Source organism: Rossellomorea aquimaris (assembly GCF_001877785.1).
Classification (GTDB): Bacteria; Bacillota; Bacilli; order Bacillales; family Bacillaceae_B; genus Rossellomorea; species Rossellomorea aquimaris_A.
In genome coordinates this window covers 96,414-113,027 of record NZ_MINN01000085.1, presented here as the reverse complement: position 1 = coordinate 113,027, position 16,614 = coordinate 96,414, and the positions used below count along the sequence as shown (strand labels likewise).

11 protein-coding genes are annotated in these 16,614 nt (G+C 45.8%); 1 reads left to right on the top strand and 10 read right to left on the bottom strand.

Translation table 11 applies throughout. The annotated features are described in order from the left end of the window. Positions 1 to 166 precede the first annotated feature (166 nt). The 9 genes from BHE18_RS10425 to BHE18_RS10385 form a co-directional block, all read right to left on the bottom strand. Entirely contained in the window at positions 167 to 4,525 is a 4,359-nt protein-coding gene (locus BHE18_RS10425; RefSeq protein ID WP_071618513.1) for a S8 family peptidase, read from the bottom strand. Positions 4,526 to 5,077: 552 nt separating this feature from the next. Beyond that, a complete protein-coding gene (locus tag BHE18_RS10420; protein ID WP_071618512.1) occupies positions 5,078 to 6,400 on the bottom strand; it encodes a dihydrolipoamide acetyltransferase family protein in 1,323 nt (440 codons plus the stop codon). 42 nt (positions 6,401 to 6,442) lie between these two features. Continuing rightward, a complete protein-coding gene (locus BHE18_RS10415) occupies positions 6,443 to 7,426 on the bottom strand; it encodes an alpha-ketoacid dehydrogenase subunit beta (protein WP_071618511.1) in 984 nt (327 codons plus the stop codon). Positions 7,427 to 7,439: 13 nt separating this feature from the next. Then, positions 7,440 to 8,438, bottom strand: coding sequence for a thiamine pyrophosphate-dependent dehydrogenase E1 component subunit alpha (locus tag BHE18_RS10410; RefSeq protein ID WP_071618510.1), 999 nt, complete (start codon positions 8,436 to 8,438; stop codon positions 7,440 to 7,442). Positions 8,439 to 8,509: 71 nt separating this feature from the next. Continuing rightward, the gene (gene lpdA / locus BHE18_RS10405; RefSeq protein ID WP_071618509.1) at positions 8,510 to 9,934 is read right to left on the bottom strand and encodes a dihydrolipoyl dehydrogenase; all 1,425 of its coding nucleotides are present in this window, start codon (positions 9,932 to 9,934) and stop codon (positions 8,510 to 8,512) included. A 19-nt stretch (positions 9,935 to 9,953) separates the two neighbouring features. Beyond that, the gene (gene buk, locus BHE18_RS10400; protein ID WP_071618508.1) at positions 9,954 to 11,060 is read right to left on the bottom strand and encodes a butyrate kinase; all 1,107 of its coding nucleotides are present in this window, start codon (positions 11,058 to 11,060) and stop codon (positions 9,954 to 9,956) included. 146 nt (positions 11,061 to 11,206) lie between these two features. Next, positions 11,207 to 12,301: a branched-chain amino acid dehydrogenase gene (bcd, locus tag BHE18_RS10395; RefSeq protein WP_071618507.1), complete on the bottom strand. Its 1,095-nt coding sequence runs from the start codon at positions 12,299 to 12,301 to the stop codon at positions 11,207 to 11,209. Positions 12,302 to 12,349: 48 nt separating this feature from the next. Continuing rightward, positions 12,350 to 13,255: a phosphate butyryltransferase gene (gene yqiS, locus BHE18_RS10390; RefSeq protein WP_071618870.1), complete on the bottom strand. Its 906-nt coding sequence runs from the start codon at positions 13,253 to 13,255 to the stop codon at positions 12,350 to 12,352. A gap of 137 nt (positions 13,256 to 13,392) precedes the next feature. Then, positions 13,393 to 15,459: a sigma 54-interacting transcriptional regulator gene (locus BHE18_RS10385; RefSeq protein WP_071618506.1), complete on the bottom strand. Its 2,067-nt coding sequence runs from the start codon at positions 15,457 to 15,459 to the stop codon at positions 13,393 to 13,395. Positions 15,460 to 15,596: 137 nt separating this feature from the next. Between BHE18_RS10385 and BHE18_RS10380 the strand changes: the two genes are divergently transcribed. Further along, on the top strand, positions 15,597 to 15,842 hold the full coding sequence (locus BHE18_RS10380) for a DUF2627 domain-containing protein (RefSeq protein ID WP_071618505.1): 246 nt from the start codon (positions 15,597 to 15,599) through the stop codon (positions 15,840 to 15,842). 36 nt (positions 15,843 to 15,878) lie between these two features. On the opposite strand, the gene BHE18_RS10375 is transcribed toward BHE18_RS10380, so the two are convergent. Then, positions 15,879 to 16,607: a glycerophosphodiester phosphodiesterase gene (locus BHE18_RS10375; RefSeq protein ID WP_071618504.1), complete on the bottom strand. Its 729-nt coding sequence runs from the start codon at positions 16,605 to 16,607 to the stop codon at positions 15,879 to 15,881. Positions 16,608 to 16,614: the final 7 nt, after the last annotated feature.

Sequence of the window (16,614 nt, the reverse complement as noted above, 5' to 3'; positions counted from 1 at the left end):
CAATATTCAGCTTCCCCTTTGTTCCTATTCGCTGCAGGTTTTGATAAAATTCAAAATTTTTATTTAATACTATTTCAGTATATAAAAAAAATCCCTTTTCTTCAATTCTTCATTGATAACAGAAAAAAGAAGAGCCGGCGAGCCGGCTCTTCCCTTTCTTGAATCATTATTTTTTCGCGTTGATGTACAACTTTCCTTCTGCGCGTTTTGTGCTCACATTTCCGAAGTCGTCAGAGATTTTGACTTCAACGACAGCACCAGGTGCTTTCACATTTGAAGTCGCCGTGTAGTAGCCGACGTAATGACCTTCAGACGTCTCCATCATCGGAAGTTCAGTTGCGTTCGTCAACTGGGCTCCTGCATTCGTCAGCGGCATGTGGATGGCGAATGTTGCATCCAATCCAGGTTCGCTGTCAAATTCGATTTTTACCGATTCACCTTTTTTCAATTCTTTATCTTCAGCCGGAAGAAGATTATCGATTTCAATGTCGCCGAACTTGGCAAATACCGTTACCGATTTCTTCTTTTTGTTGCCGGCTTTATCTTTAGCAACAACTTGAATGACATTTTCTCCTTGGTCCAGAAGAAGTCTGTGGCTGAATTCGCCGTCTTTCACAGTTGCTTTTTCACCATTTACTTTCACCCATGCAAGGTGATCCTCGCTAATGGTTCCTTTTACTGTGATGGCTTCACGATTTGTTTTCAGTCCTTCTTCAGGAGAAGTGATGGCGAGTTCCGGCTTCACCTGATCGAGCGTGATCGTGACAGGTTCGGAAGCCCCCGTCATCCCCTGCTCTGTTGCAGCTTTTGCCGTAATGACATTCTCCCCGTCGTTCAAGATAACATCTGCAGAGAATGTTCCGTCTTCAGCCGTTTCGGCTTGAGCCACTTCTTCGTCTCCATTGTATAGATGGACGGTAGTGGTAGGTGCTGAAGTACCTTCAACGGTGACCGATTCGTCCTTCGTATATGAACCGTCTTTAGGTGAAGTGATGACTGGTGCAGTCACTTCGTAATTCACCGTTGCACGGATCATATAGTTTCCTTCATCTTCTGGAGAAGGCGACCATGCTCCGCCGACCAGCTGCCAGCTGCGCGCAGCGTATTCGCCGTCTTCGTCTGTACCCAATCCAGGTGCGTTAGGGTTAGGGGCAGATTGGATGTAGACCATATAGAAGTCTCCATCGACCATGATTCCGTGTTCACTAAGATCGACATGCGTCCATTCTCCATTTCTTAAAGCAGTTGCATCAAATGGACCTGCGAGCTTCTTACCTGGTGCCCCGTCAGTTCCGGAAGCGTCATAGATTGCCACTTGGAAATCAGTTCCGCCCGGCACCGGCCATTCTGTATCCCAGAATCGGAATAGACCTCCGGTTACCATCGCTGAATCGTTTCCTTCTTCCAGTGACATCTTAACGGCCCATCCATTTCCTGCATCATAGAAGGCACGTGCGTTTTCAGCTGTTCCATCATCGTAACCGATTTCACCAGGGTAGCCGATAAATGGCTCAAGGGAAACGTCCGCTTCAGCAGCTTCCCCGCCTTCAATGGTCACACTCACCTCTTGGCTGTAGTAGTAAGGAGCAACGATTTTAAGCGTATATTCACCTTCATAAGCTTCGAGTTCGTATTCACCGTCTGCATTTGTTTCAACCGGAGTTACAACGGCATCTTCCATCAAGAAGACTGTCGCCCCTTCGACAGGTTCGCCTGTCATTTGGTTGGTGACAACACCCGAAACATTTCCGCGCGGGATTTCTTCCAGCGTAAAGTCCGCTGTTGAAGTTTCATCCGCTTCCACTGTGACACTTTGTGTCTGTGATCTGTACCCGTAAGTTGAAGCCTGTAGTGTAAATTCTCCTGCAGCATGGGTCATTTGATAAGATCCATCTGCCGGATTCGTGTAAGCAGACCGCCCTGTTTCCAGCACAGTAACCTCTGCTTGCAGCGGTAATAATACCGGAGCAGGCGAGTTGCCTTCCACTGGTGCTTCTTTCTTGGCTGGCTCAGCCATTTCGATTTTATTAGGATTCACACTAGGTTTCTTTGAAACCGAAGCCGAGCTGTCACTCTTAGACTTCAATCCTAACTTTGCTTTGCCTGCAGGCAAAATGGATTCTGCACTCAATTTCACATCATCCAGATACCACCCTTGTTTCACGACGCTTCCATCCGTCGTCACATTGAATGCCACGTAAACACGCTGTCCGGCATATTCACTTAAGTCAACTTCGCCGTCGACCCAGCCGTCCGTCACATTATTTACTCGCAGAGCCTGTGTCCAGTTCTCTCCGTCTGTAGAGACAAATACATGACCATAATCGTAGTTTCTTTCAAGTTCATGCCACTGCTTGAACTGAAGGAAGCTGTTCCCTTCCGGCAGATCGATAGGAGGCATCTGCAGGGACATATTCGCGCGACTATCATAATTCCCATCAAGATTCGTTGCATACACTTTTTCTCCGGATACTGCGCTGCCAGGACCTGTAGTCGGCACGCCCCACTCCCAGCTGTTTGCATCTCCATATGAAGTCCAGCCGGCAGGAGTTGTTTCAAAATCCTGCTCATATCCAACTGTGATACCCGGTAATAAAGCTACTGTATACGTGTCACTCTCGACTTCATTTCCACCGAAGTCCGCAGCAGTCCACTTATAATTCACTTCGTCACCGGTCAAATCCGCACCCGGGATGACGGCTTCGTAAGATCCGGAAGTATAGTCACCGGATGTTCTTGAAGCATCAACTGTAACCCACTCACCATCAGCTTTTTGATAGCTGAGGGAAACATTTGTGACACTGATATTGTCATTTACATCCGCTTGAAGAGGCAGATCCATTCCTTTGAATGCTTCAGCCGGAGCTTCATGGGAGATCTCAGGAGCTTCTGAATCATCTCCTTCTTTCGATACATTCCCTTCAATCTTACCAATTCCGCTCATGACTGATGACACTGCATCAAATGCGTTCACAAGCCCATGGCCATAACCATTATTAGGTGATTCCGGGAATGTGCCATCAGTCAACGGCACTGCTGTAGACGTCAAGATTTCTTCGATATCATCGACTGTCAAATCAGAATTAACCTGCTTTAACAATGCGGCAACCGCCGATACGTGCGGTCCTGCCATCGATGTACCGTTCCAGCCGCCTTCATAACCACTGCCAGGGACGGATGAACGGATGTTCACGCCTGGAGCTGAAATCTCAGGCTTTACTTCGTCATATGGAGAAGGGCCCTGTAAAGAGAAGCCCGCAAGACGATTGCTGCTGTCTGTCGCGCCTGTTGCAAACGACTCAGGATAGTTTGCCGGTGTAGCTACTGATCCTGGCCCTCCAGGATTGAAAAGAGTCGTGTTTCCTGCAGAGAATTCAGGGAAAATTTCCGCTGCTCTCCATGCAGCAACCATATCGCGGTACCATTCATCTAAACCAGGTCCGCCTCCCCAAGAGTTATTGACTACATCAGGAGCCATTTCAGGATGTGGATTCCCTTCTGCATCAGTAGGGGCAAGAATCCATTCTCCCGCCTCCAATAAGTCAACATCTGTTCCTCCATTGGCAGTGAATGCCTTTACCGCGATCCACTTTGCTCCCGGAGCTACACCGATCTGATTATTTCCATCAGGTTCAGATCCTACCATCGTACCAGTAACATGGGTACCATGCCCCTGGTCATCATATGGAGTGCCCTGGCCTGCTGTTGCATCGAACCAGTTGAATTCATTGTCCGGTGTATCAGGGTTTTGTGGATCATACCCTCTGTACTTTTCCTTCAACGCCGGATGATTCCATTGAACCCCTGTATCGATTGAAGCGACCACTGTCCCTGCTCCGTCGATGCCCATATCCCACACTGCCGGTGCACCGATCTGCTCGAGGTTCCACTCGATTGAAGCCGGCTGATTGTCCGCTTTTTCAGCCTTTTTTACATCCAGGGTGGCTGCAGAGCCATCTGCTTTTACCGGCTGGATGAGCTGGCGGGTTTCATTCGGGAGGATTTTCGCTACTTCAGGATATTGAGCGATTTTTTCCATGACTTCTTTTGTACTTGTGACTGCCATACCGTTGACTACGTAGAAATCCTTCACATTTTTAACGGCACCGCTCTTTTTCTCTTTGTTTAAGTATTTTTTTACTTCTGCCTGAGTTTCAAGTGCAGTGGAACGCAGCTCTGAAACAACCATATTACGCTTCAGCAGCTTTTTATTGTTAGCTGTAAGCTTTTGCTTCTCGGCTTTTTCAGCCGCTTTTTTTGCTACGCCCTTAGTGTCTACCTGCTCCTTGAACTTCACTAAGTATGTGACGTGCTTATCTTTCTTGAATTGATCTTGGAGCTTTGATGTGATTTTCGATTGCGGACTTACTTTTGCAGTATCATTCACCGATGTAGAAGCCTTTCCTTTTGCTACAGTCGGCATCGATGTACTTGCTGCGTTAGAGTTGAATGGAAACATTAGTGGAATGAACATTACTAGGGTCAATACGATTGAAAACCACTTTCTTCTACTTCTTCCCCTCATTTAATTCCCTCCCGGATTAAATTGATGTTTCCTTCAAAATCCACCTCCTCATTCGAGAATCACCTGGTAAAATGTAGGTGTTACACCAAAGATAACCAAAGTTGATTGTAAAATGTTGTAACTTTTTGTCGATATTGATCTGAATTTTCAGAAAATGAACGAATGGTCTGATTCCTCTTTTTTCCTGAAAGGATGAAAGTCTCATATATTCCATAACTTCAGGCATATTCTCTTATTTCAGGAAGATAAACAGGGGTCATTAGACGGAGTTTCAGTAAATTGAAAATTCCGATCCTAAAAAATATGAAATAGGGGTCATAGCGGTTTTATGCTCCATTTCCCTCCCCTAATAAAGCACTACGAAAAAATGTAATTACGGAAAAGGATTATTCTTCCGGGAATAATCCGGCTGATTGTCCCGGGTATTCATTATATCCAATACCATTAATAGGAAAATACGCTGATTATAGGCAATAGAAAAAAGGACTAACCGCTTAGGTCAGTCCTTTTTTTCAAGCCAGTCTGCCTTATATAAACGGCAGCATCGGAATATTAATATACAGACGTATTTTCTTTAGAAGTATTCTCCAGAATCTCTTTGATCCGCTGCAGGAATCTTCCGCAAACTAGGCCGTCAAGAACCCGGTGATCGAGTGACATACACAGATTCACCATATCCCGGACCGCAATCATGCCATTGTTCATGACGACAGGACGTTTAACGATCGATTCAACCTGCAGGATGGCAGCCTGAGGATAGTTGATAATACCCATTGATTGGACAGAACCGAAAGACCCGGTATTATTCACTGTAAAGGTTCCGCCCTGCATATCTTCCGACTTCAGCTTGCCGCTCCGTACTTTTCCGGCAAGATCCGTGATTTCACGTGCAATGCCTTTGATCGTTTTTTCATCTGCATTTTTGATTACCGGAACGAATAATGCATCGTCCGTTGCTACAGCGATTGAGATATTGACGTCTTTCTTCTGGATGATCTTATCCCCTGCCCACATAGAATTGATTTGCGGGAATTCTTTAAGGGCTTGGGATACAGCTTTTACGAAGAAAGCGAAGAATGTTAAGTTAAAGCCTTCACGCTGTTTGAATTCAGTTTTGAGTGAATTCCTGTATTCCACAAGATTTGTCACGTCCACTTCCATCATCGTCCAGGCGTGTGGAGCTTCATGCTTGCTCCTTACCATATTGGATGCGATGGCTTTACGGACACCTGTAACAGGGATTTCAATGTCGCCCGGCATGACCGGTACATTTGGTGCAGGTGCTGCCTGTTTCTGGGCAGCACCTGGTTGTGCTTCATCCTTAGCAGGGGCCTGCTGTGGTGCTGGTGCTGTTTCAGGTTGTTGTGCAGCAGGAGCGTCCCCGGCTTTAGGGATATTTCCGGATTCGATGATTTTCTTGAGATCTTTTCTGGTGATGCGGCCGCCGTTGCCGGTGCCTTCCACCTGATTCAAGTCGATATCATGTTCCTGGGAGAGCTTCAATACGGCCGGTGAATATCTCGCCTTATTACCGTCTTCTTTCTTCGGCGCATTGGATGCTGAAGGAGTTTTCTCACCTGAAGTTTCCTTCTTCTCCTCTTTTGGAGCTTCTTCCGAAGGTTCAGAGCCGGCTCCTTCCACTTCGATCGAGCAGATGATCTCTCCGACTTCCAGTGTATCCCCTTCTTCGGCAATCAATTCTTTTATCGTGCCTGTAAAGGATGATGGCACTTCGGCATTTACTTTATCCGTCTGCACTTCTGCAATCGGATCATATTTGTTAACAGTATCGCCGGGAGATACCAGCCATTTACTGATTGTACCTTCTGTAACACTTTCCCCCAGCTGCGGCATCTTCATTTTTTCTATACCCATGAGGAACCCTCCTAACGTTTTGCTTTCAGTATGTTTGTTGGATTAAAATTCTGCGAGCTCTCGCATCGCTTTTTCTACTTTGTCCGGGTTGATCATAAAGTATTTTTCCATTGTAGGAGCATATGGCATTGCAGGTACATCAGGTCCGGCAAGGCGCTTGATCGGTGCATCAAGCTCGAACAGGCAGTTTTCTGCAATGATGGCTGATACTTCACCCATGATGCTTCCTTCTTTGTTATCTTCAGTCACAAGCAGCACTTTACCGGTTTTAGAAGCAGCTTCGATGATGGCTTCCTTATCCAGTGGATAGATCGTTCTTAAATCCAGGATATGAGCTTCGATGCCATCCTGGGCAAGCTTCTCTGCAGCCTGAAGTGCGAAGTGGACGGATAGTCCGTATGTGATGACAGTGAGATCTTCACCTTCCCGCTTCACATCCGCTTTCCCGATTGGAAGCGTGTAGTCATCTTCAGGTACCTCGCCTTTGATTAAGCGGTAGGCACGTTTATGTTCAAAGAAAAGTACCGGATCCTCATCACGGATTGCCGCTTTCAATAGTCCTTTTACATCATAAGGAGTCGACGGCATCACGATCTTCAATCCAGGCTGATTGGCAAATACTGCTTCAACGGATTGTGAGTGGTATAAAGCTCCATGTACGCCGCCTCCGTAAGGTGCACGGATGACCATAGGACAGCTCCAGTCATTATTCGAGCGGTAACGGATACGGGCCGCTTCGGAGATGATCTGGTTTACGGCCGGCATGATGAAGTCTGCAAACTGCATTTCAGCAATCGGTCTCATACCGTACATCGCAGCACCGATCCCGACTCCCGCAATAGCTGATTCTGCAAGTGGAGTATCAATTACGCGCTCTTCGCCGAATTGGTCATAAAGCCCGTGAGTCGCTTTGAATACACCGCCTTTTTTCCCAACATCCTCACCAAGTACGAATACTTTTTCATCCCGTTCCATTTCTTCTCTAATCGCCATAGTTACGGCATCAATGTATGAAATTACTGGCATAGTCTAGTCCCCCTTACTTCTCTTCTGCGTACACAAACTTCATTGCCGATTCAGGGTCGGCATATGGAGCGTTTTCTGCATAATCTGTTGCTTCATTCACTTGCTTCATCACACGGTCATTGATTTCTTTTTCAAGAGCATCATCCATTACGCCGGTCTCTTTCAGGTAAGCACCGAATGTAATGATCGGATCGTTCGTTTTCGCTTTAGCCACTTCATCCGGAGAACGGTAACTTCTGTCATCATCGTCTGAAGAGTGAGGAGTCAAACGGTATGAAACCGTTTCGATCAGAGTAGGACCTTCTCCGCGGCGGCCGCGGTCTGCTGCTTCTTTAACAGCCTTGTATACTTCCAGAGGATCATTTCCATCAACCGTATATCCAGGCATTCCGTACCCGATAGCACGATCTGATACATTTTCACATGCCAATTGCTTCTCAATCGGAACAGAGATTGCGTATTTATTGTTTTCACACATAAAGATAACCGGAAGTTTATGTACACCTGCGAAGTTGGCACCTTCATGGAAGTCACCCTGGTTTGAAGAACCTTCACCAAACGTGACGAAAGTGACAAGGTCTTTCTTCTCCATTTTCCCGGCAAGGGCGATTCCTACTGCATGCGGGACCTGAGTCGTAACAGGTGAAGACCCGGTTACGATATTATTTTTCTTTTGACCGAAGTGTCCAGGCATCTGGCGTCCGCCTGAGTTTGGATCTTCGGCTTTGGCAAATCCTGAAAGCATCAGCTCCTGAGCCGTCATGCCGAATGTCAGCACAACGCCCATATCACGATAATATGGAAGGACATAATCCTTTTCTTTGTCCAGCGCGAAGGCTGCCCCGATTTGTGCAGCTTCCTGCCCCTGACATGAGATGACAAATGGAATTTTACCGGAACGGTTCAATAACCACATGCGCTCATCAATTTTTCTAGCAAGTAGCATCGTTTCATACATTTCTAATACTTTTTCATTAGAGAGACCTAATTCTTCATGACGTTTCTCTGCCATATCATTTTACCTCCTGCGGGTTAAAGTCTTTTTGAGAGGGAGACATCATACCCCCTCCCGGTTAACGGATATTAAGAATGGATTGCTTTTCCGTCCACTGCCAGTGCGGCTTCCCCGATCGCTTCTGAAAGAGAAGGGTGAGGGTGGATGGTATGCCCGATTTCCCATGGAGTTGCGTCAAGAACCCTTGCAAGTCCAGCTTCGGAAATCATATCGGTCACATGAGGACCAATCATATGAACACCAAGGATATCATCCGTATCCTTATCGGCAATGATTTTCACGAAACCATCAGATTCACCATAAACAAGGGCCTTCCCGATGGCCCTGAAGCTGAATTTCCCAATTTTCAGCTCGAAGCCTTTGTCCTTGGCCTCTTGTTCAGTCATGCCTACACTTGCAATTTCAGGATTGCTGTAAATGCATTTTGAAATCAACGAGTAGTCAATCGACTGCGGTTTCTCATTGGCCAGGTGCTCAACAGCGGTGATGCCCTCGTGAGAAGCAACATGCGCCAGCTGCAGACCGCCGATGACGTCACCGATTGCGTAGATATGTGATTCTTTTGTTTGGAAGAAATCATTTACTTCAACAAAGCCTTTTTCCACTTTTATGTCTGTGTTTTCGATTCCGATACCTTCGACATTTGCCTGGCGCCCTACCGACACTAGGATCTTTTCAGCAGAAAATGACTTTTCTTCACCTTTATGTTCAGCTTTGATCGTTACAGTTCCGTCGCCTTTTTGCAGGGATTCCGGAAGTACTTTTGCACCTGTAACGATTTTCACGCCTTTTTTCTTCATTAAGCGCTGCATTTCTTTTGAAATTTCATGGTCTTCCGTCGGTACGATTTTGTCAGCGTACTCAACTACTGTCACTTCAACGTCAAAGTCGGATAACATGGAAGCCCACTCGATGCCGATTACACCACCGCCGACAATGATGATTGATTTCGGCAGCTGTTCAAGTGACAGCGCTTCATCTGAAGATAATACATATTCGCCGTCGATATCCAGACCCGGCAGCGAACGGGGACGTGACCCTGTGGCCACAATGACGTTTTTTGGAATCAGCATCTCATTCTCTTCACCGTTGTTCATCTCAACTGAAATCGTACCCGGCATCGGAGAAAAGATAGAAGGGCCCAGGATGCGCCCGATCCCTTCATACACATCGATCTTTCCTTGTTTCATCAGGTGCTGCACACCTTTATGAAGCTGTTCGACGATGCCATCCTTACGGGATTGGACCTTCTCAAAATCAAGTTCCACACCGTTGATTTTCACACCGAAGTTGTCACTGTGTTTAGCAGTCGCATAAACTTCCGCGCTGCGTAAAAGTGCTTTACTGGGAATGCATCCCCTATGGAGACAAGTTCCCCCAAGTTTCCCTTTTTCAACGATAGCTGTCTTCAACCCTAATTGTGATGCGCGGATAGCGGCGACATAACCGCCCGTACCCCCGCCCAGAATGACTAAATCATATTCTTGTGCCAAAGCTGCATCCTCCTCAAACTTATACTGTTGCTTCTTCTTTTACTGTTCCGGGATATTCTTTATGGTCTTCTTCATTTTTAAGGACTCTGAGAGCACCTTCAGCCAGCGCCTGAAGCTCATTCTCCCCGGGATGTATGATGACATCCGCTATCCAATTGATTCGTTCACTTATTGCCTTGACGAACTCCTTGCCATACGCAAGTCCCCCAGTTAAGACGATTGCATCGACCTTTCCGTTCAGAACTGCACTGGCAGAACCTATTTCCTTCGCGATTTGATATGCCATTGCAGCATATACTTCCTTGGCCTTTTCATCGCCTTTTTCGATCATCTTCTCTACTTTGACGGCATCATTTGTTCCAAGATATCCTACGAGTCCGCCTTGACCAACCAGCTTTTTCATGATTTCATCCCGATAGTAATCTCCCGAGAAGCAAAGGTCGACCAAATCTCCGGCAGGCACTGTACCTGCCCTTTCGGGACTGAATGGGCCATCCCCGTGAAGTCCGTTGTTGACATCAATCACTTTTCCGCTTTTATGCGCACCGACGGTAATCCCGCCTCCCATATGCGTGATGATCAAATTAAGTTCTTCGTACTTTTTCCCTAATTGTTTAGCCACTCTTCTGGCTACGGCTTTTTGATTCAAGGCATGGAATATGCTTTTTCTTTCAATCAAGGAAAAACCGGAGACCCTCGCCAATGGGTGAAGCTCGTCCACTACGACTGGATCGACGATATAGGAAGGGATATTCAGTCCGGACGCAATTTCAAAAGCCAATATACCGCCAAGATTAGAAGCGTGCTGACCTGAGAATCCTTCTCTAAGATCGTTAAGCATTTCATCATTCACTAAATATGTCCCGCCTTCAATCGGTCTTAACAAGCCGCCGCGTCCGCAGACTGCACTTAGTTTACTGATGTTGATGCCTTCTTCATCAAGCGTCTGTAGAATCGTGTTTTTACGGAATTCATATTGATCGATGATATTTGGGAATTCATTTATTTTTTCCGTTTCATGACGGATCGTCTTTTCAAAAATAGATCGGTCATCATCGAACACACCAATCTTCGTTGAGGTCGATCCGGGATTTATGACTAAAATTCGATGTTTTGTTTCCTGCACTGCTGTTACCTCCATTTGGGTAGCCTGTTTTATTTTCCTGTATTGAAATATCCCCCTATGACAGATAACCCCTTGTTCCCATCAATCCCTTATATCAGGTAAGAAACGCTTCACTTCTGGAGAAGTCAAGCGTCCTTGTTTGTTTATCAGCGTCTGCTCAGAATATGCTGCCCGTTTTGTAAGAATTGACTTCTTGAACGGCGCATTTTCTCAATTCGTTCTTCCGCCATGCGGTCAGCGGCCACATATGTCGGAACGTTGTCACGTTTTGCAATTTCGATGACACGCTCAACATTGTTATAGACCTGCTCCACTTTTTTCATCGCTCTCTCGCTGTTATAACCGTAAAGCTCATCTGCTACATTGATTACACCGCCGGCATTGATGACATAATCAGGTGCATAAACGATGCCCATCTCATGGATGGCATCCCCGTGACGGGTTTCTTTAAGCTGGTTATTCGCAGCACCTGCAATGACCTTGGCCTTGATCTGTGAAATGGTTTCATCATTGATGATGGCACCGAGTGCACATGGTGCAAAGATGTCACAGTCCACACTATAGATTTCAGAAGGGTCGACCGCTTTGGCACCGAAGTCGTTTACAGCACGATCAACGGATTCTTTGTGAATATCCGTCACGATCAGGTTAGCTCCTTCTTCGTGCAGGTGTTTACACATGTTGTAAGCAACATTCCCTACACCTTGGACAGCGATTGTCTTACCTTCAAGCGAGTCCGTACCGAATGCTTCTTTAGCTGCTGCCTTCATACCGCGGTACACTCCGTATGCCGTTACAGGTGAAGGATTGCCCGAAGAACCGAATGCAGGTGAAATACCCGTTACATAATCTGTTTCTTCATGGATCAGATCCATATCAGCCACAGTGGTTCCTACATCCTCTGCTGTGATATAGCGGCCATTTAATCCCTGGATATAACGTCCGAATGCACGGAACATTTCTTCATTTTTGTCTTTTCGCGGATCTCCTATGATAACCGTTTTTCCGCCGCCGAGGTTCAGTCCTGCTGCCGCATTCTTGTAAGTCATGCCTCTTGCCAGGCGAAGGGCATCTTCAATTGCCGCTTCTTCCGATTCATATGTCCACATACGGGTTCCTCCGAGAGCCGGCCCGAGTGTTGTATCATGAATGGCGATGATGGCTTTAAGACCAGATACTTCATCTTGACAGAATACTAATTGCTCGTAGTCATACTTTTCCATATAGCTGAATATTTTCATTTGAAATTCCTCCCCAGGATCATTACTAGTTAAATTTTAATAATTGGTTTATTTGGAAGCAGAGCATATCGCCAGTGCGAGTGAGTATAATTTACTTTCGGCACTGTCCGCTCTGGAAGTCAGCACAATAGGTGCTTTAGCACCGGCGATCACGGCACCCACTTTGGCTTTTGCAAAGTAAATCAGTGATTTATACAACGCATTACCGGTTTCAATATTCGGGACGAGCAGGATATCTGCTTGTCCTGCTACTTCACTTTGAATCCCTTTGTGTTCAGCAGCCTTGTGCGAGATCGCATTATCAAGAGCCAGCGGCCCATCTACAATGCACCCTTTGATCTGCCCTCTGTTATTCATGGCTGTAAGCGCTGCTGCATCCAGGGTGGCCTGCATGGCGGGATTCACCGTTTCCACCGCGGCGATCGGTGCAACTTTAGGTGTCGTGACACCAATTGAAGAAGCTGTCTTGACTGCATTTTCAATGATTTGAGTCTTCTGGTTCAAATCAGGGGTGATATTCATCGCCGCATCTGTCACGAACACAAGCTGATCAAAATTCGGCACTTCAAAGGCAGCAACATGCGATAGTACATTTCCTGTCCTAAGGCCCCACTCTTTGTTCAGCACAGCTTTCAAAATGACTGCCGTAGGGACATTCCCTTTCATCAGGGCCCCCGCTTCGTTTTCCCTTACCGCTTTAACAGCGAGTTCAGCTGCCTTTTGCGGTGAAGCTGCATGCTTGATTTTTATCGCATCATGCGATTTTATCTTGGGCACGCTCTCTTCTATAATGGCTTCGATCTTTTCTTTGTCGCCAAACAAAATGAATTCTGCCATTCCTTTTTCGACTGCCATACCGACAGCCACAAGTACTTCTTTATCTTCTGCCGCCGCCACTGCTACTACAGAATGTTCTTTTTGGGTTGCTTTTTCCACTAAAGACTGAAGATTCATGAATGTAAATTTCAACCCTTTCAATAAAAAATTTGTTCCCACTTAATTTACTTGCAAGAAGCGTGCCAACTTACAAACGTTGAAAACGCTTTATTTTCAGTGTCGGCAACTATGCAAAAAAATTCATACCGTGCAAATTATTTCATGCTATTTGTTTCAATGTTATATTTTTCAAGCTTGTAATACAAATTACGGACCGAAACATTCAATATTTTTGCAGCGGCTGTTTTGTTACCATTATTCTGCTCTAAAACCTCTTGAATTATCTTTTTTTCATATTCCTCAAGCTGGGAATTTAAATCTCTTGCAGACGGCACTGCACCTTCTTTTTTCTTTCCGGCTTCTTTAGCGCTGCTGTCCAGCGGGGGAAGGTGGTGCAAATCTATGGTCGTTTCATTATATTTCATGAAGATCATCGCACGGCCGAGTACGTTTTCAAGTTCCCTTACATTGCCGGGCCAGTGATATTCCATCAGCTTGTTTATCGCACTTTGTGTTATTCCATCCACATTTCTCCCGTAATCCTGATTCAGTTTTGTAATCAAGCTTTCTGAAATGAGGGGGATATCGCTTTTTCTGCTTCTAAGAGGCGGTATCTGGATGGGCATCCTGTTCAGCCGGTAGTACAGGTCTTCCCTGAAGGATCCATCAGCGATCCCTTTCTCAAGATTGACATTGGTTGCAGCAATCACCCTCACATTGATGCTGATGCTCTTGGTCCCTCCTACGCGTACGATTTCATTCTCCTGGAGGACCCTCAATAACTTTGCCTGAGTATTGGCACTGAGCTCACCAATCTCATCCAAAAAGATGCTGCCTTTGTCCGCTTCCTCAAATAACCCTCTTTTTCCTCCCCGCTTAGCACCCGAAAAAGCACCTTCTTCATAGCCGAATAATTCACTTTCAAGGAGGTTCTCCGAAAGGGCCGCACAGTTAACACGGAGGAACTTATTGAATTTACGGTCACTTGCATTATGTATCGCATGGGCAAATAATTCCTTACCGGTACCCGACTCCCCTCTTAAAAGTACGGTTGCGGGAGTCTTTGCTCCGAGTTTGGCCTGCTCTATCGCTATTTGCATCTCATCAGACTCGCCGATTATATCTTCAAACATATATTTGGCTTCAAGAGTGCGGATAATCCTCCTCGCCCTGTCAAGTTCCTGTGTAAGGGACTGGATTTCCGACATATCATGTATGACGCCGACACTCCCTTTCAATTTCCCATTAACGATGATGGGGGCGACATTCACGATGACCTCTTTGCGTTTCGGACCCACCCTCATTTTCGTTCCACGTATCGCCCTCCTGGTCTGGAGTACCTTCAAATGGATACTTTCCCCTTCAGAAATATCGGCTGTGGCAGGCTTCCCGATCACCTCATCCCGGCTCAGGCCTGTAATCCTTGTATAGGCCGGGTTGATCATGATTCCCTTTCCTTCTTCGTCAACCACCGAAATGGCATCATCACTCGAATGGATAATGGCTTCAAGCATCGTTTGTATTTCTTTTAGATTCGTGATTTCTTCAGCCAGATTCACGACCTCCGTAATATCCTTGAAGACCGTGAATGCACCTATTATTTCATCGTTTTCCGTTATCATCGGGATGCGGTTCGAGATGATCTTCAGACCGTTTTTCAGGACTACTTCCTTATTGATCTCGGTTCTCCGCGTTTCAAGAGTCGTAGTGAGCTTACTTTCAGGGATGACCTCATTAATATGTTTCCCGATTACCGCTTCACTGCTGATCCCTATCATCCGTTCGGCACTTTTATTGAACAGCATGACTATCCCCTTGGAATCGATACCGACCATCCCGTCATCAGTCGAATTAAAAATAAGATCCCGTTTAAAAGACTCACTCGTCAACTGACCGATAAGGTCTTCTTTTTCTTCCAGAAGCTTGGATATGAGAAATGCTACGCTTCCGGGTATGAGCACGGTATTCCTCCCCCGCTCTTCGCGGACATCTTCGAACACTTGCAGATCCCCGGTTACTTCAATCACGATATCAACTGAATCATCCAAGAACTTCTTCCAGTCCTTCCCGACAGGGATGCCCCATTCTTCCGCAAGGCGGAGGCCAACAGCATTTTCATTCACATCCGTAATACCGATCACTTTCATTAAAGAGACTTCATGGAGAATTTTCAAAATGGCTGTGCCGCCTTTTCCTCCTCCGATGATTAAAACCTTCTGCAATTTTTTTCACCCCAAAAGTGGATATATGCAATTCATTTCATGTCTGCTATATATTTTACATTACTCAGAACAGCTTGACAATTTTCCAGATGCAGTTAGAATTTCAAGTAGTGAGATGAAAAGGAGTTATGTCCATCATGGTACGGTTAATTGCACTGATCATCATGCTGGTGCCAGGTGCTTTGGCAGCACTCGGAATCAAGTTGATGAGAGATATGCTTTTCGGCATTCTGCAGCCCCCTATTCCGTTTCTGTGGCTGCAATTTATTATAGGATTGATACTCTTCCTGGCCGGCCTTGGGTTCATTGCAGGATTTGTTCTGCATCGGGACAAAAAGAGAAACAAAGTACAGGATCGTTTCAATAATAAAAGCCAGCGTTAATCGCTGGCTTTTTATCATGATGAATTTTAAGGGCCGTCAGTACTCCGATCTCATTTTTATTGCCTTTTCAGGATAATCGGTGACAATGGCAGAGCAGCCGATTGTGAATAGTCTTTTCAGCTGAGGGGCTTTATTTACCGTATAGGGTCTTACGGAAACCCCATTCCTCATTGATTCTGATATGATTTCATCACTCGCCACTTTCTGATTCGGATGTATGGCGTCAGCCCCCAGAGACTGCGCATACACCCAGGGCATATAAAGACCCGTGGAGTATAACGGGGCAATTTCTATTGTTGGATCCAGCCGTTTACAGGCCACGATCGAGTAATGATTGAAAGAAGATATGATGACACGGCCTGCATACCCATAACGATTGATTAAATTTATAACCTTCTCTTCCATGCCTTCATAATCCATGATGCTGTTTTTCAATTCGATATTACATATAAGACTGTTGTTCTTCATCCAATCAAACACTTCATTCAGAGTAGGGATTTTCTGCTTATTGAAAAACTTCTTTTTGAATGTAGAATGTGCATGTAATTTTCTCAGGTCTTTTAAAGAGTAGTCTTTTATAAATCCTTTCCCGTTCGTCGTGCGGTCGACCGTCTCATCATGGATGACCACGATTTCACCATCCCTCGTCAATTGGACATCCAGCTCTATGCCGTCCGCACCGACTCTTTCCGCTTCCAAAAAAGCATCCATTGTATTTTCGGGATGAGTCCCTGCCGATCCCCTGTGTGCAAATATCAATGTCACTACGCGT

Bases quoted from the DNA above. Each gene is read 5' to 3' on its own strand.
- BHE18_RS10425 (WP_071618513.1), bottom strand. From the start codon at position 4,525: ATGAGGGGAAGAAGTAGAAGAAAGTGGTTTTCAATCGTATTGACCCTA.
- BHE18_RS10415 (WP_071618511.1), bottom strand. From the start codon at position 7,426: ATGCCAGTAATTTCATACATTGATGCCGTAACTATGGCGATTAGAGAA.
- BHE18_RS10410 (WP_071618510.1), bottom strand. From the start codon at position 8,438: ATGGCAGAGAAACGTCATGAAGAATTAGGTCTCTCTAATGAAAAAGTA.
- BHE18_RS10380 (WP_071618505.1), top strand. From the start codon at position 15,597: ATGGTACGGTTAATTGCACTGATCATCATGCTGGTGCCAGGTGCTTTG.
- bcd (WP_071618507.1), bottom strand. From the start codon at position 12,301: ATGAAAATATTCAGCTATATGGAAAAGTATGACTACGAGCAATTAGTA.
- yqiS (WP_071618870.1), bottom strand. From the start codon at position 13,255: ATGAATCTTCAGTCTTTAGTGGAAAAAGCAACCCAAAAAGAACATTCT.
- BHE18_RS10420 (WP_071618512.1), bottom strand. From the start codon at position 6,400: ATGGGTATAGAAAAAATGAAGATGCCGCAGCTGGGGGAAAGTGTTACA.